Source organism: Streptomyces sp. NPDC005151 (assembly GCF_053599875.1).
In genome coordinates, this window is sequence record NZ_JBSFYR010000012.1 from 34,262 (window position 1) to 49,360 (window position 15,099).

Genomic DNA, 15,099 nt, shown 5'->3' on the forward strand with positions numbered 1-15,099 from the left:
GTGAGCCACCGGCGCGCGCCGGTACGAGGAACGCTCCCCCCATTCCTGGGCCCACCGGACGATTCCTCCGCTCTGCCATTCGCACAGGCGCGCAATCCTCATAAGGTGAGCAGTATTGATGTGTGCGACGGTCGAGGAGGACCTGCAGTGAGCGAGACGAGCCCCAAGCTGCGCGCCGAGCTGGACGGCGTCCCTGCCTATGTGCCGGGCAGGCCGGCGGCGGCCGGCGGACCGGTCGCGTTCAAACTGTCCTCCAACGAGAACCCGTATCCGCCGCTGCCCGGGGTGATGGAGTCCGCCCTGGCCGCGGCCGCGAACTTCAACCGCTACCCGGACATGGCGTGCACCGGTCTGATGAACGAGCTGGCCGACCGGTTCGGTGTGCCCATCTCGCATCTCGCCACCGGCACCGGTTCCGTCGGGGTGGCGCAGCAGCTGCTCCAGGCCACCTCGGGCCCGGGCGACGAGGTCATCTACGCCTGGCGCTCCTTCGAGGCGTACCCGATCATCACCCAGGTCAGCGGAGCGACCTCGGTGAAGGTTCCGCTCACCGACGGCGAGGTGCACGACCTCGACGCGATGGCGGACGCGATCACGGACCGCACGCGGATGATCTTCGTCTGCAACCCGAACAACCCGACCGGGACCGTGGTGCGCAGGGCCGAGCTGGAGCGGTTCCTGGACCGGGTGCCGGGCGATGTGCTTGTGGTGCTGGACGAGGCGTACAAGGAGTTCATCCGCGACATCGATGTGCCGGACGGCATCGAGATCTACCGGGACCGGCCCAATGTGGCGGTGTTGCGGACGTTCTCCAAGGCCTACGGTCTGGCCGGTCTGCGGGTCGGGTTTGCGGTGGCCCACGAGCCGGTGGCGGCGGCGCTGCGCAAGACGGCGGTGCCGTTCGGGGTCAGCCAGCTGGCGCAGGACGCGGCGGTTGCCTCGCTGCGCGCCGAGGACGAACTCCTCGGCCGGGTCGGCTCCCTGGTCTGCGAGCGCGTCCGGGTGCACAAGGCTCTCGTGGACCAGGGCTGGACCGTTCCGGAGTCCCAGGCCAATTTCGTCTGGCTCCGGCTGGGCGACCGTACGGTCGACTTCGCCGGGTTCTGCGAGCGGGCCGGCGTCGTGGTCAGGCCGTTCGCGGGCGAGGGTGTGCGGGTCTCGATCGGTGAGGACGAGGCGAACGACGTGTTCCTGAGGGTGGCGGAGGCGTACCGCAAGGAGCTGTAGCGCGGCGGATCCGGCCCGGGTGTACCGGAAGGCCCCGTACCTCTCGTTTCTTGGAGGTGCGGGGCCTTCGCGTGGAGCGTCCCGATAGGGGACCCCCCTCGAACATCCCGAAAGCCTGTGCGCCATAATGCTTGTGAATGTGAACGCGTTCACAAGCGTGTCCTGTTCCTCCGGCGATGGGTCGGATTAACAGGGCAAACTGCCGCTGTGACTACGGCGACGTAAGGAGAGACGACGTGGAGCTGGCTTTGGCGCCCGAGACCCTCGCGCGATGGCAATTCGGTATCACCACCGTCTACCACTTCCTTTTCGTTCCTCTGACGATCTCGCTCGCCGCGCTCACCGCCGGCCTGCAGACCGCCTGGGTGCGGACGAACAATCAGAAGTACCTCAGGGCCACCAAGTTCTGGGGCAAGCTCTTCCTGATCAACATCGCCATGGGCGTCGTCACCGGCATCGTCCAGGAGTTCCAGTTCGGCATGAACTGGTCCGACTACTCACGGTTCGTAGGCGACATCTTCGGCGCTCCGCTCGCCTTCGAGGCGCTGATCGCCTTCTTCTTCGAATCCACCTTCATCGGGCTGTGGATCTTCGGCTGGGACAGGCTGCCGAAGAAGATCCACCTCGCCTGCATCTGGATGGTCGCGATCGGAACCATCCTCTCCGCGTACTTCATCCTCGCGGCCAACTCCTGGATGCAGCACCCGGTCGGCTACCGGATCAACAAGGAACGCGGCCGGGCCGAGCTCACCGACTTCTGGCATGTGCTCACCCAGAACACCGCTCTCGCCCAGTTCTTCCACACCATCACGGCGGCCTTCCTGGTCGGCGGCGCGTTCATGGTCGGCATCGCCGCCTTCCACCTGGCGCGCAAGAAGCACATCCCGGTGATGCGCACCTCGCTGCGGCTCGGACTGGTCACCGTCGTGATCGCCGGCCTGCTCACCGCCGTCAGCGGTGACACGCTCGGCAAGGTCATGTTCAAGCAGCAGCCGATGAAGATGGCCGCGGCCGAGGCGCTGTGGGAGGGGCAGTACTCGGCACCCTTCTCGATCTTTGCGGTCGGAGACGTGGCCAAGGGCCACAACACCGTGGAGATCTCGATCCCGGGGATACTGTCCTTCCTCGCGGACGACAACTTCAATTCGTACGTCCCCGGCATCAACGACATCAACAAGGCCCAGCAGGAACGGTTCGGCCCCGGCGACTACCGGCCCAACATCCCGGTCGCCTTCTGGAGCTTCCGCTGGATGATCGGCTTCGGCATGGCGTCCTTCGGCCTCGGCCTGCTCGGACTGTGGCTGACGCGGAAGAAGTTCATGCTGCCACCGGGGCTGCAGACCGGCGAGGACGAAGTGCCGCACCTGGTCCTCTTCAAGAAAAAGGCGCTGAGCCCGAAGCTCACCAAGCTCTACTGGATCGTCGCCCTGTGGACGCTCCTCTTCCCGCTGATCGCCAACTCCTGGGGCTGGATCTTCACCGAGATGGGCCGCCAGCCCTGGGTCGTCTTCGGGGTGCTGCAGACGCGCAACGCGGTCTCCCCCGGCGTCTCGCAGGGTGAGGTACTCACCTCGATGATCCTCTTCACCCTGCTCTACGCGGTGCTCGCCGTGATCGAGGTCAAGCTGCTCGTGAAGTACATCAAGGCCGGACCGCCGGAACTCACGGAGTCCGACCTCAACCCGCCCACCAAGATCGGCGGCGACGACCACGACGCCGACCGGCCGATGGCCTTCTCCTACTGAGAGCAGAGGAGCTGAGAGATGGAACTCCACGACGTCTGGTTCGTACTCATCGCCGTCCTCTGGATCGGCTACTTCTTCCTGGAGGGATTCGACTTCGGGATCGGTGTCCTCACCAAGCTGCTGGCCCGTGACCGCCAGGAACGGCGGGTCCTGATCAACACGATCGGGCCCGTCTGGGACGGGAACGAGGTGTGGCTGCTCACCGCGGGCGGCGCGACGTTCGCCGCCTTCCCCGAGTGGTACGCGACGCTGTTCTCCGGGTTCTACCTGCCGTTGCTGATCATCCTGCTCTGCCTGATCGTGCGCGGTGTCGCCTTCGAGTACCGGGCGAAGCGGCCCGAGGAGCGGTGGCAGAACAACTGGGAAAACGCGATCTTCTGGACCTCGCTGATCCCCGCCCTGCTCTGGGGTGTGGCCTTCGGGAACATTGTCCGCGGCGTGAAGATCAACGCCGACATGGAGTACGTGGGCAACTTCGCGGACCTGCTCAACCCGTACGCGATCCTCGGCGGACTGGTCACGCTCTTCCTCTTCACCTTCCACGGTGCGGTGTTCGCGGGGCTCAAGACTGTCGGAGACATCCGGGAGCGGGCGCGGAGGCTGGCACTCAAGCTGGGGCTGGTCACCGCGGTGCTCGCCCTCGGCTTCCTGATCTGGACCCAGGTCGACCACGGCGACGGCTGGAGCCTGCTTGCGTTGATCATCGCCGTGATGGCGCTGGTCGGAGCGATCGGTGCCGTCGCGGCGGGGCGCGAGGGCTGGTCGTTCGCGCTCTCCGGGCTGACCATCACGGCTGCGGTTGCGATGCTCTTCCTGGCGCTCTTCCCGAACGTCATGCCGTCCTCGCTGAACGACGCCTGGAGCCTCACGGTCACCAACGCCTCGTCCACCCCGTACACCCTGAAGATCATGACCTGGTGCGCGGGGATCGCTACTCCCGTGGTGCTGATCTACCAGGGCTGGACATACTGGGTGTTCCGCAAGCGGATCGGTACGCAGCACATCGCCGAAGCGCACTGACGCGCCGAGGACGCGTCCCGGCGGATCGCGGCCGAGCCCGATCCGCCGGACACGTCCTGGGGACGGTCCGACACGTCCCGCCTGGTCCACCGCCCGAGCTCATTGGGGATGTTTCACGTGAAACCGATCGACCCGCGCCTTCTCCACTACGCCCGTGCCACCCGCCTCTTCCTGGCGGCCGTGGTAGCACTCGGAGTGGTCGGGGCGGCGCTGGTCATCGCCCAGGCCATGCTCATCGCCGAAGTGGTGGTGGGCGGGTTCGAGGACGGGCTGACCGTTACCGAGCTGCGGACCCCGCTGATGCTGCTGGCGGTGGTCGCGCTCGGCCGGGGGCTGGTCTCCTGGCTGACCGAGCTCGCCGCGTACCGGGCCAGTGCGGCGGTCAAGTCCGAGCTCCGCGGCCGGCTGCTCGACCGCGCCGCGGCGCTCGGACCGGACTGGCTGAGCGGGCAGCGCACCGGCTCTCTGGTGGCGCTCGCCACCCGCGGTGTCGACGCACTGGACGACTACTTCGCGCGCTACCTGCCGCAGCTCGGGCTCGCGGTCGTCGTGCCCGTGGCGGTCCTCGCCAGGATCGTCACCGAGGACTGGGTCTCGGCCGCGATCATCGTCATCACGCTGCCGCTCATCCCGCTCTTCATGATCCTGATCGGCTGGGCCACCCAGTCCCGGATGGACCGCCAGTGGCGGCTGCTCTCCCGGCTCTCCGGACACTTCCTCGACGTGGTCGCCGGACTGCCGACGCTGAAGGTCTTCGGCCGGGCCAAGGCCCAGGCCGAGTCCATCCGCACCATCACGTCGCAGTACCGCCGGGCCACTCTGCGGACTCTGCGGATCGCGTTCCTGTCCTCCTTCGCCCTGGAACTTCTCGCCACCCTGTCGGTGGCGCTGGTCGCCGTCACCATCGGCATGCGGCTCGTGCACGGCGAACTGGACCTCTACACCGGCCTGGTGGTGCTGATCCTCGCGCCCGAGGCATACCTGCCGATCCGGCAGGTCGGGGCGCAGTACCACGCCGCCGCCGAGGGGCTCTCAGCCGCGGAGGAGATCTTTGCGGTCCTGGAGACCGAGGTGCGGGCGGGCGGTACGGCGGACGTCCCGCAGTCGCTGAGGCTGGAGCTGGAGGGGGTGACGGTACGGCACGAGGGCCGTACCGCTCCGTCGCTGGACGGGGCCTCGCTGGTGGTCGAGGAGGGGGAGACCGTCGCCCTGGTCGGCCCGAGCGGTGTCGGGAAGTCCACACTGCTCCACGTCGTGCTGGGGTTCGCGGAGCCCGACGAAGGGCGGGTGCGGGTCGGCGGCGCGGATCTGGCGGGACTTGCGCCCGAGCGCTGGCGGGAGCGGATCGCCTGGGTTCCGCAGCGCCCGCATCTCTTCGCGGGCACGATCGCGGAGAACGTACGGCTGGCCCGACCGGACGCGGACGACAGCGCGGTCACGGCGGCGCTGCGGGACGCGGGGGCGTACGACTTCGTGGCGGACCTTCCCGACGGTGTGCAGACACTGCTCGGCGAGGACGGCACGGGACTCTCCGCCGGCCAGCGGCAACGGCTTGCGCTTGCGCGGGCGTTCCTCGCCGACCGGCCGCTGCTGCTGCTCGACGAGCCGACCGCGAGCCTGGACGGCGAGACGGAGGCCGGGATCGTCGACGCGGTACGGAGGCTGGCAGCGGGGCGGACCGTGCTGCTCGTCGTGCACCGGCCGGCGCTGCTCGCGGTCGCCGACCGGGTGGTGACACTGGCACCGGGCGTGGCACCGGAACGCGCGGCGGCCACGGAGCCGGTCGGGGTGGACGGACCGGCGCGCGCCTCCGATGACGTAGCCAAAGGCGTGCGGGAGCCCGAGGCGCTGCGGGAGACCGCGGCACGGTCCGGCCAGGTGCTCGCCCGGGTCCGGGAGGCCGCAGGGGCACACCGCGGACAGCTGGCGCTTGCGCTGCTGCTGGGCAGCCTCGCCCTGGGCTCGGCCGTCGGGCTCATGGCTGTCTCCGGCTGGCTGATCTCCCGCGCCTCCGAACAGCCCCCGGTGCTCTATCTGATGGTCGCCGTGACCGCGACCCGTGCTTTCGGGCTCGGCCGCGCCGTCTTCCGCTACGCCGAGCGTCTCGTCTCGCACGATGCGGTGCTCAAGATGCTCGCCGAGCTGCGCGTCGCCGTGTACCGCGGACTGGAACGCATCGCGCCGGCCGGGCTGGCCCGGACCCGGCGCGGAGACCTTCTGTCCCGGCTCGTCGCCGATGTGGACGCGCTGCAGGACTACTGGCTGCGGTGGCTGCTGCCTGCCGGGACCGCGGCGGTCGTGGGGGTGGCGGCCGCCGGGTTCACCGGCTGGTTGCTGCCCCAGGCGGGCGTCGTGCTCGCTGCCGGGCTGCTGCTGGCAGGGGTCGGGGTGCCGTTGGTGACCGGCGCCTGCGCCCGCCGCGCAGAACGTCAACTGGCGCCCGCGCGAGCCGATCTGGCCACCCGGATCACCGATCTGCTCGGCGGGACCGCCGAACTGACCGTCGCGGGTGCCCTGCCCGCGCGTTCGGCGCGGACCCGCGAAGCCGACAGCGTCCTGACCCGGATCGCGGCCCGGGCGGCAACGGCCACCGCGCTCGGGGGCGGGCTCTCCGCCGCGATCTGCGGTCTGACGGTTGTCGCTGCCGCACTCGTCTCCGTGCCGGCGGTTCTCGACGGGCGGCTGGCGGGAGTGGAGCTCGCGGTGGTGGTGCTCACCCCGCTCGCCGCGTTCGAGGCCGTGACCGGCCTGCCGCTCGCCGTGCAGTACCGGCAGCGGGTCAAGCGGAGTGCGGAGCGGGTGTACGAGGTGCTGGACGCCCCGGTGCCGGTGCTCGAACCCGCCGCCCCGGCCGATCCACCCGCCTCTCCCTTCCCGCTGGAGGTACGCGGGTTGGCGGCCCGGTACGCAGGAGCGTCGCGGGACGCCCTGGACTCCGTCGACCTGATGCTGACCGCCGGGCGGTGTATCGCCGTCGTCGGCCCTTCGGGCTCGGGGAAGACCACCCTCGCGCAGGTCCTGCTCCGCTTCCTGGACGCGCGGTCGGGGACGTACCGGATCGGTGGTGTGGAGGCCTCTGCACTGGACGGCGACACTGTCCGGCGGTTCGTCGGGCTGTGCGCCCAGGACGCCCATGTCTTCGACAGTTCCATCCGGGAGAACCTGCGGCTGGCCCGTACCGGCGCGACGGACGACGAACTGCGGGACGCCCTCGCGCAGGCACGGCTGCTCGACTGGGTGCAGGCGCTGCCCGACGGGCTCGACACGCTCGTCGGCGAGCATGGCGCCCGCCTCTCCGGCGGCCAGCGTCAGCGGCTCGCGCTCGCCCGGGCGCTCCTCGCCGACTTCCCCGTACTCGTCCTGGACGAGCCCGCCGAACATCTCGACCTGGCGACGGCGGACGCCCTGACGGCGGATCTGCTGGCCGCCACCCGGGGCCGCGCAACGGTTCTGATCACCCATCGGCTGGCAGGGCTTGAAGCGGTCGACGAGGTGGTCGTGATGGACGCGGGCAGGATCGTGCAGCGCGGTCCGTACACCGATCTCGAGACGGTGGAGGGGCCGTTGAGCCGGATGCTGGAGCGCGAACAGGAGACCGTACGGATCCCGGCTCCCGTAGGACGGGCGTAGAAGCACCCGGGCAGGCCCGTCGGGCAGGGGCCGTAGCGGTTTGCCGGACCATCGGCCGACTTTCCTCCCCAAAAGGGACTAACTAGGCTCTGGGTATGTCAGAGCCGGACCCGAAGGACTCACTCGAAGCCGCGACGCAGGCGACGCGCAGCCTGCAGGGCCTGTCCACCGAGCTCACCGCCCGCGTCCCGCAGCTGCTGGAAGCCATGCGCTCCGTCGGCACCGGTCTCGAACTGCACTCCACCCTCGACCGGATCTGCGAGACCGCTGCCGAACTCGCCCACGCCCGCTACGCCGCCATCGGCGTCGTCGACACCAAGGGCAAGGGCCTCTCCGACTTCCTCACGTACGGGGTGTCGGAGGCGGTGGAAGCCGAGATCGGCCACCGGCCCGACGGTCAGAGGGGACTGCTCGGCGCACTCATTCACGACCCGGCACCGGTGCGGCTCGCAGATCTGACGGCCGATCCGAGGTTCGCCGGATTCCCTGCCGGCCATCCACCGATGCGGACTTTTCTCGGGGTCCCCATCCGCGTGCAGGGAGAAATCTTCGGCAATCTCTATCTGGCCGAGAAGGAGGGCGGGGGCGAGTTCAACGACTACGACCTGCACATGGTGCGGGTGCTCGCCACGGAGGCGGGGATCGCCATCGGCAACGCCCGGCTCTACGAGGCGGCGCGCCAGCGCGAGCGGTGGATCGACGGATCGGTGGCCGTGACCACCGCGTTGCTCTCCGGCGGGGACGCGGACGACGCGCTTGCCGTCGTCGCCGAACAGGCCCGCCATCTCGCCGCCTCCGCTGCCGGGATCGTGCTTCTGCCGGCCGAGGAGGGCGGTCTGGAGATCGTCGCCGTCTCCGCCGACAGCCCGTCCGCCTCGCTCGGGATGATCATCGGTCCGGAGAGCCCGGTGGTGGCGAAGCTGCTGGCCGGCGAGGCGGTCTTCATAGACGACTCGGCCACCGACTCCCGCATGATCACCAGGCTGGCCCACCAGTTCGGCCCGAACATGCTGCTGCCGCTGCACAGCGGTGGGCGGGTGCTCGGCGCGCTCGCCACCCCGCGCGCCCGGGGCGACCGGCCGTTCACCGAGACCGAGCGGACGCTGGCCACACAGTTCGCCTCGCAGGCCGCACTCGCGCTGATGATGGCCGAGGCGCAGCGGGACCGGGAGCGGCTCGCGGTCTACGAGGACCGCGACCGAATCGCCCGCGACCTGCACGACCTGGTCATCCAGCGGCTGTTCGCCACCGGGATGATGCTGGAGAGCGCCCAGCGCCGGTCGGTCGTACCCGAGGTGCAGACCGGAGTGGGGCGGGCCGTGGACGAACTGGACGTGACGATCCAGGAGATCCGCACCGCGATCTTCGCGTTGCAGCAGGAACCGGCTGAGGCGCCGTCCGGGCTGCGGACCCGCGTCCTGCGCGAGATCAACATGGCGGCCGTCCCGCTGGGCTTCAAGCCGTCGCACCGCTTCCTCGGCCCGGTCGACTCGCTGGTCGGCGAGCTGACCGGCAAGAACCTGATCGCGGCGCTGCGGGAGGCTCTCTCCAACGCCTTCCGGCATGCCGAGGCGTCCTTGATCGACGTGGTCGTCGACGCGACCGTCACGCTGCCCGACGGACGCGACGCGGTGCGGCTGTCGGTCGCCGACGACGGGGCGGGCATTCCGGAGGGCGGGCGGCGCAGCGGGCTGCGGAACCTGGCGCGCAGGGCGGAGTCGCTGGGCGGGTCGAGCTGGTTCGGGCCGGGCCTCGGCGAGGACGGGGGCGGCACGACCGTGGTGTGGGAGGCGCCGCTCTGAGGTCCTCGTCGGGCGTTCGGGCCCGGGCCCTTCAGCTCTGGCTGGGGTACCTCCGGCGCTCGGCCACGAGCCGCTCGATGACGATCGCGACGCCGTCCTCCTCGTTGGTGACGGTCCGCCCGGAGGCGGCGGCCACCGCGGCCGGGTGGGCGTTGCCCATCGCGTACGAGGTGCCCGCCCAGCTCAGCATGTCCACGTCGTTCGGCATGTCCCCGAAGGCGACGACCTCTTCGGGCGAGATGCCGCGCTCGGCGCAGCACAGCGCGAGGGTGCTGGCCTTGGAGACGCCGAGACCGCTGACCTCCAGCAGGGCCGTCGGGCTGGACCGGGTGAGGGACGCCCGGGCACCGGCTGTTGTGTGCGCGACGGTGAGGAAGTCGTCCGGGGCCAGTTCGGCGTGGTGTGCGAGGAGCTTCAGTACGGGGGCTCCGGCGCCCGGCGTCTCTTCGTGGAGGAGCTTCTCGGCAGTGGCGACGGTGGCGCCCGGGTCGAGATGGAACGGCGGGTAGGCCGGTTCGTAGTGGATGCCGGTGGTCAGCTCGACAGCGAACGAGGTACCCGGAGCGGCCGCGCGCAGGGCGTGGACGACATCGAGGGCCGCGGCGCGTTCCAGCGGGCGGACCTTGAGCAGCCTGCCGCCCGCGTGCAGGTCGGCGATCGCGGCGCCGTTCGCGCAGATCGCCAGGCCGTGGCCGTGGACATGGTCGCTGACGACGTCCATCCAGCGGGCCGGGCGGCCGGTGACGAAGAAGACCTCGATCCCGGCCTCCTCGGCCGCGGCCAGCGCCGCGACCGTGCGGTCCGAGACGGTTTTGTCGTCGCGCAGCAGAGTGCCGTCCAGGTCGGTGGCGATCAGCCGGGGAGCGGCAGGCAGAGGCGAGTCGGTAGCTGAGGTCACCCGGCCATTCTCCCGTACAGGGGTGCACGGGTGTGCGGAGGGGCGCGCATTTGAGGATGCACGCCCCTGGCCAGGAGAACACGCCTGACGCATGTCAGGGGTGATGAGAGGGCAGCCGGTGGTAGGCAGGCCGGGCAGGAGCCGCTCACCCTGCCCCAGACAGGATCGCTGCTGCCTGGGAAGCCCTGATCGAAGCGTGAGGCTGTGACGCTCCGGAGTTACGGGGAGACATGTCTGAGTCCGACGTAGGCTCGGTGGCATGAGCCTGCGCCTGAGCACCGCGATCCTGCCCGTCGACCGCTGGCACGAGGGAGGCCGCGTCAAGTGGCAGCGCGCCGAGGAACTCGGCTTCCACGCCGCGTACACCTACGACCACCTGTCCTGGCGCAGCTTCCGGGACGGCCCCTGGTTCGGCGCGCTGCCCACCCTCACCGCCGCCGCCACGGCCACTGACCGGCTGCGCCTGGGCACCCTTGTTACGTCACCTAATTTCCGCCACCCGGTGACCCTCGCCAAGGAGCTGATCTCGCTCGACGACGTCTCCGGCGGGCGGATCACCCTCGGCATCGGGGCCGGCGGCAATGGCTTCGACGCCACCGCGCTCGGGCAGGAGGCGTGGACGCCGAAGGAGCGGGCGGACCGCTTCGGCGAGTTCGTGCCGCTGCTCGACCGGCTTCTCACCGAGGGCGCGGTCTCGCAGCGGGGCGACTTCTACACGGCGGTGGAGGCGCGGAACATCCCCGGCTGCGTCCAGCGGCCGCGGCTCCCCTTCGCTGTGGCGGCGACCGGCCCGCGCGGCCTGAAGCTCGCCGCGCGGTACGGGCAGGCGTGGGTGACGACCGGTGACCCGAAGCTGTACGAGGAGGGCACGTCCGAGCAGTCGGTCGAGGCGATCCGGGGCCAGGTCGAGAAGCTCGGCAAGGCGTGCGCGGAGATCGGCCGGGACGTGACGGAGCTCGACAAGATCCTGCTGCACGGCTTCACCCCGGACCGGGGCCGGCCGCTGGAGTCCGTGGACGCCTTCGTCGACTTCGCCGGGCGCCACCGCGAGCTCGGCTTCAACGAGATCGTGATCCACTGGCCGATCGCGGACTCCGACTTCGCCGCCGACCAGACCGTCTTCGAGGACATCGCTACCGAGGCCCTCGGCCAACTGGGCTGAATGTCGATCACTGCTTAGCCGGCGCGGTGGATGGCCACGGGAGCGCGCCGCCTGGGCACGTTGGCGCTGCCACTGCCTAACTGGCTTCGCCACGTTGAGCCGGTGAGCCAACGGCCCCGATGCGGCAGACCGGCGCCTTCGGTGGCCAGTCTGCCGCGTTGGCCGGAGGTCGCGTTCGTGCTCCTGCCTCAGTTCATCCAGCCCTTTTCGTGCGCGAGGAGCGCGGCCTCCACTCTGTTGGCGGCGCCGAGGCGGCGCATGATGGTGGCCAGATACTTGCGGTAGGTGCGCACGGACACGCCGAGGCGGCGCGCCGCCGTCTCGTCCTTGTCGGCTTCTCTGAGCATGGCGAGAATCTCGCGTTCGATGTCGGACGGCATGTCCGTGTCCTCACCGGGGAGTTCCTCCGCGGCCTCCCACATGCGCTCGAAGAGCGTGACCAAGGTGGCCACCAGGCCGGGCTCGCGCACGAGCAGGGCTCCCACTGAGGTGTGGGCCGGGTCGATGGGGGTCAGCGCGGCCGACCGGTCGACGATGATCACGCGCTCGATCGGGTGGTGGGAGATCCGCACCTCGGCTCCGTGCGAGACCAGGTCACGCATGTAGGTGAGGGTGGTGTCGTCCTGTGTGATCGCCGACCCCATGATCATGCGCATGCGCACACCGCGGCGCAGCAACCGCATGTTGATCGGGTGCGAGACGGCGATCGACTCCTCGGTCAGGAGCCCGGTCGGCTCTGTGGTCAGGTCCTCGGTCCGGGCGAAGAAGGTCAGCTCGTCGATGGCTTCCCGGACCGCCTCGATCCCGTGCAGCTGCGTGATCATCTGGCCGTGGTCGTCAGCGTCCGCGCGGGGCGACGGAGCGGCCGTCCAGCGCTCCAGGAACAGGGACTCGATGACCGAGTGTCTCGTGGCCTCGGCCTCCAAGTCCTCCCGCAGGCGGCGCAGACGACCGTCGAAGAGGGCGTCCACGGCCCGGGGTGGAGGGGCCGGACGTTATCGCACCATGGGTGTTCCGGGTGGCGATCCCCAGCGCCACCAGCCTGTCCAGGGTCGACTCCTCGGACGATGTGCGCGTGTCCGGATCGAGCTCTTCGGAGCCGGATGCTGGCGAGGACGAGTCGCGACGCAGGAGGGCGCGGTACAGACGCTCCTCTTCCTCGCTCACGCCTAGGAAGGCGAGCAAGTTACTCATGTGCTCCCCCTGTTGATGATCGATCAAACCAGCGATTCCTGGAATCCTCAGCTGTCCGTTATCGGCTGTCAACGACGGGCTGCTGCTATGTGCCAGTTATTTCTCAAATCGGAGGTGGCTTTGGGGATGGCGAGCCAGCCGGGCGAGATAGCGACTGCAGCTTGAGGAACCCGTGCGTGCAGCAAGCTGCGCGCACACGGCCTCGTGGTGGCCTTCGCCAGACGGCAGAGTCGTTCTCGCAAGGAAGCACGAACAGCGCAGAGCGAACGAACGCCGCATCGAGCATCGAGGAGACACCCTGTGAACCGCTTCACGTCCCGCAGCACGCTGTCGTCCCGTCGTCGTGGACACGTCGTCGTCGGTCTGCTGACTGCGGGGCTGATCGCCCTGGTCGGCCAGGGAACGGCCTTCGCCGCCGAGCAGCCCTGACCGCTCGTTGCCGGCCGCGCCGTAGCCGGGGCGTACCTCCGCCGAACTCGATTCCCTGCTGCCCAGAGGCAGAGGGGGAAGCAGACCAGTAAAGGATCGCCTGGCATGGACATGACTGCTCGTGGACGTCTGAAGCAACACCTCATCTCCTGGGCCACCGCCTCCCCGCTCGTCGGGCCCCCCGGCGCCGGCGTCGGCACACTCGTACTGGCCGACGCGGCACACATCCCCGCCGTCACGGCCGCCGGGCTCGTCGGCCCACGGACCCTACTCCTGGCACCCGATGACGGCACCGGCGTCCTCGCCCCCGCCGTCAGCTACCAGGGCAGCCTCACGGAGCCCGGCGATGAGTTCTCCAACGGCCAGGACTTCTTCCTGCAGACCCATGCCTACGCCGCCAGCCCCTTCATGACCGTCTTCGGTCCGACCGTCGTCCGAGTCTTCGACCAGAACGACTTCGATGCCTTCCTCGCCGACGCCGACCGGGCGCTCGCCAAGGGCGTCTTCCCCGAGTTCCTCATCACTTCCTCGGTGCTCCTTGCCGACCCGGCCGCCCTGAGCGGTGCTCACGACCCGGCGGACGGACCGGCCCTGCGTCTCTACGCCGACCGGAACGGGCAGGTGTCCACCAGTCCCACGGGAGCGGTGCTCGGCACGGTCGACGACAGCCTCGACACCCTCACCGAGCGCTTCGCCCGGGCCGGACACGACACAGCCGCGCTGGACGCGGCACTGCCGGCGGAGACACGGGCGGAGGCCCTGCGCAGTCGCCCCTTCCTGGCCCGCTACCTCGAAGCCGTCACCGCGCTGCGCAGCCTCATGGCGCGCGGAGCCACCGGCCTGCGGGTCTCCGGCTTCGGCTCCCGACTGACGCCCGGGCTCGCTGCGGCCGGCACCGACGCCGACCTGGCGGACCCGACCCTGCCGATCGTGCTGTACGGGGACGAGGACGCGTATGTCGTGGCCGGCAGCCGCCTGTTCGCCGTCGACCGGCGGGCCGCACAGGCCCTGGAGTGCCTGCTCGCGACCTCCGGAGTGGTGGGCGACATTCTCCCCGCCGACCAGGTGGGCCGGCTGGCCGAGCTGCTGGCCCGGCACGACCTGCCGCTGCCCGTACCGGTGCGCGTCCCGGCGGCCGCGCGATGAGCGCCCCGGCCATGCCCCTCACCATGATGACGGGCAACGAGACCACGACGGCCGAAGGGATCCAGGCCGCGCGCCGGACGGCAGAGCTCGGCGACAGGGCCCGCGTCTGCGGCCTGTACGACGCCCTCGGCGCCCCGCTCTACCACGACCTCGCCACCTACGACGACCCCGAGACCCGGGCCCTGCTGACCGCCGTGCGGACGACGCCCGGCCCCGTGCTCGACCTCGCGGCCGGCTCGGGACGGTTCACCCTGCCGCTGCTCGCCACCGGCCGGGAGGTCACCGCTCTCGACCTGTCCACCGACATGCTGACGCTGCTGCAGGCCCAACTGGACAGAGCCCCGGCGTCGATGCGAACCCGCTGCACCGTGGTGCAGGGCGACATGTCCCGCTTCGCACTCGGACGCAGCTTCCCTCACATCCTGCTCGGCACCACCTCGCTCTCGCTCCTGGACGAGGACGGCCGCGCGGGCCTGTACCGCAGCGTCCTGGCGCATCTGACCGAGGGCGGCCGGTTTCTTCTGACCGTCCTGGAGCGGGGCGACTCCGATGGCCCCGACGAGACGGCCGTACGGGTCACCGGAGCCGGTGGCACCGTCTACGAGCTGTACGAGCACTGGCCCGCCGGCGCCGACAGCCGCACCGTCACTCTGTTTCCCGCCGACCCGCCGCAGGACGACAGCCCCGTCACGGTCCGCACGGACCGCGTGGCCGTCCTCGATCTGTCCCGCCTGGAGGAAGAGCTCGCCGCGGCCGGCCTGACCATCACCTCCCGCCACCTCCTCTCCCCGCCCGGCGAGCGTCACCGCGTGACACTCCTGACCACGGAAGCCTCCCGATGACCGC

General features: G+C 70.1%; 11 protein-coding genes. 9 read left to right on the top strand and 2 right to left on the bottom strand.

Annotation, left to right across the window (positions count from 1 at the left end; translation table 11 throughout):
* Window positions 1-147: 147 nt before the first annotated feature.
* From hisC to ACWD6R_RS09650, 5 genes are all read left to right on the top strand, one after another.
* Complete coding sequence (gene hisC, locus ACWD6R_RS09630) at window positions 148-1,227, top strand: histidinol-phosphate transaminase (RefSeq protein WP_451818195.1); 1,080 nt, start codon at window positions 148-150, stop codon at window positions 1,225-1,227.
* 236 nt (window positions 1,228-1,463) lie between these two features.
* The gene (locus tag ACWD6R_RS09635) at window positions 1,464-2,972 is read left to right on the top strand and encodes a cytochrome ubiquinol oxidase subunit I (protein ID WP_451818196.1); all 1,509 of its coding nucleotides are present in this window, start codon (window positions 1,464-1,466) and stop codon (window positions 2,970-2,972) included.
* A gap of 18 nt (window positions 2,973-2,990) precedes the next feature.
* Window positions 2,991-3,992, top strand: a complete 1,002-nt coding sequence (gene cydB / locus ACWD6R_RS09640; RefSeq protein ID WP_451818197.1) for a cytochrome d ubiquinol oxidase subunit II — start codon at window positions 2,991-2,993, stop codon at window positions 3,990-3,992.
* 117 nt (window positions 3,993-4,109) lie between these two features.
* A complete protein-coding gene (cydD, locus tag ACWD6R_RS09645; RefSeq protein WP_451818198.1) occupies window positions 4,110-7,622 on the top strand; it encodes a thiol reductant ABC exporter subunit CydD in 3,513 nt (1,170 codons plus the stop codon).
* A gap of 95 nt (window positions 7,623-7,717) precedes the next feature.
* A complete protein-coding gene (locus tag ACWD6R_RS09650) occupies window positions 7,718-9,424 on the top strand; it encodes a sensor histidine kinase (RefSeq protein WP_451818199.1) in 1,707 nt (568 codons plus the stop codon).
* A 31-nt stretch (window positions 9,425-9,455) separates the two neighbouring features.
* Here the strand turns inward: ACWD6R_RS09650 and ACWD6R_RS09655 are convergent, their stop codons facing one another.
* Window positions 9,456-10,322, bottom strand: a complete 867-nt coding sequence (locus tag ACWD6R_RS09655) for an HAD hydrolase family protein (protein ID WP_451818200.1) — start codon at window positions 10,320-10,322, stop codon at window positions 9,456-9,458.
* 259 nt (window positions 10,323-10,581) lie between these two features.
* On the opposite strand from ACWD6R_RS09655, the gene ACWD6R_RS09660 reads away from it, so the two are divergent.
* The gene (locus tag ACWD6R_RS09660; protein ID WP_451818201.1) at window positions 10,582-11,484 is read left to right on the top strand and encodes an LLM class flavin-dependent oxidoreductase; all 903 of its coding nucleotides are present in this window, start codon (window positions 10,582-10,584) and stop codon (window positions 11,482-11,484) included.
* A 188-nt stretch (window positions 11,485-11,672) separates the two neighbouring features.
* Here the strand turns inward: ACWD6R_RS09660 and ACWD6R_RS09665 are convergent, their stop codons facing one another.
* Window positions 11,673-12,455: a LuxR C-terminal-related transcriptional regulator gene (locus ACWD6R_RS09665; RefSeq protein ID WP_451818202.1), complete on the bottom strand. Its 783-nt coding sequence runs from the start codon at window positions 12,453-12,455 to the stop codon at window positions 11,673-11,675.
* 523 nt (window positions 12,456-12,978) lie between these two features.
* On the opposite strand from ACWD6R_RS09665, the gene ACWD6R_RS09670 reads away from it, so the two are divergent.
* From ACWD6R_RS09670 to mpaM, 3 genes are all read left to right on the top strand, one after another.
* Window positions 12,979-13,107: a hypothetical protein gene (locus ACWD6R_RS09670; RefSeq protein ID WP_451818203.1), complete on the top strand. Its 129-nt coding sequence runs from the start codon at window positions 12,979-12,981 to the stop codon at window positions 13,105-13,107.
* A gap of 105 nt (window positions 13,108-13,212) precedes the next feature.
* Window positions 13,213-14,253, top strand: a complete 1,041-nt coding sequence (gene mpaB, locus ACWD6R_RS09675) for a daptide biosynthesis RiPP recognition protein (RefSeq protein WP_451818204.1) — start codon at window positions 13,213-13,215, stop codon at window positions 14,251-14,253.
* A gap of 11 nt (window positions 14,254-14,264) precedes the next feature.
* Window positions 14,265-15,095, top strand: a complete 831-nt coding sequence (gene mpaM, locus ACWD6R_RS09680; RefSeq protein ID WP_451818205.1) for a daptide-type RiPP biosynthesis methyltransferase — start codon at window positions 14,265-14,267, stop codon at window positions 15,093-15,095.
* Window positions 15,096-15,099: the final 4 nt, after the last annotated feature.

Bases quoted from the DNA above. Each gene is read 5' to 3' on its own strand.
- cydB (WP_451818197.1), top strand. From the start codon at position 2,991: ATGGAACTCCACGACGTCTGGTTCGTACTCATCGCCGTCCTCTGGATC.
- ACWD6R_RS09650 (WP_451818199.1), top strand. From the start codon at position 7,718: ATGTCAGAGCCGGACCCGAAGGACTCACTCGAAGCCGCGACGCAGGCG.
- ACWD6R_RS09660 (WP_451818201.1), top strand. From the start codon at position 10,582: ATGAGCCTGCGCCTGAGCACCGCGATCCTGCCCGTCGACCGCTGGCAC.
- mpaB (WP_451818204.1), top strand. From the start codon at position 13,213: ATGGACATGACTGCTCGTGGACGTCTGAAGCAACACCTCATCTCCTGG.
- mpaM (WP_451818205.1), top strand. From the start codon at position 14,265: ATGCCCCTCACCATGATGACGGGCAACGAGACCACGACGGCCGAAGGG.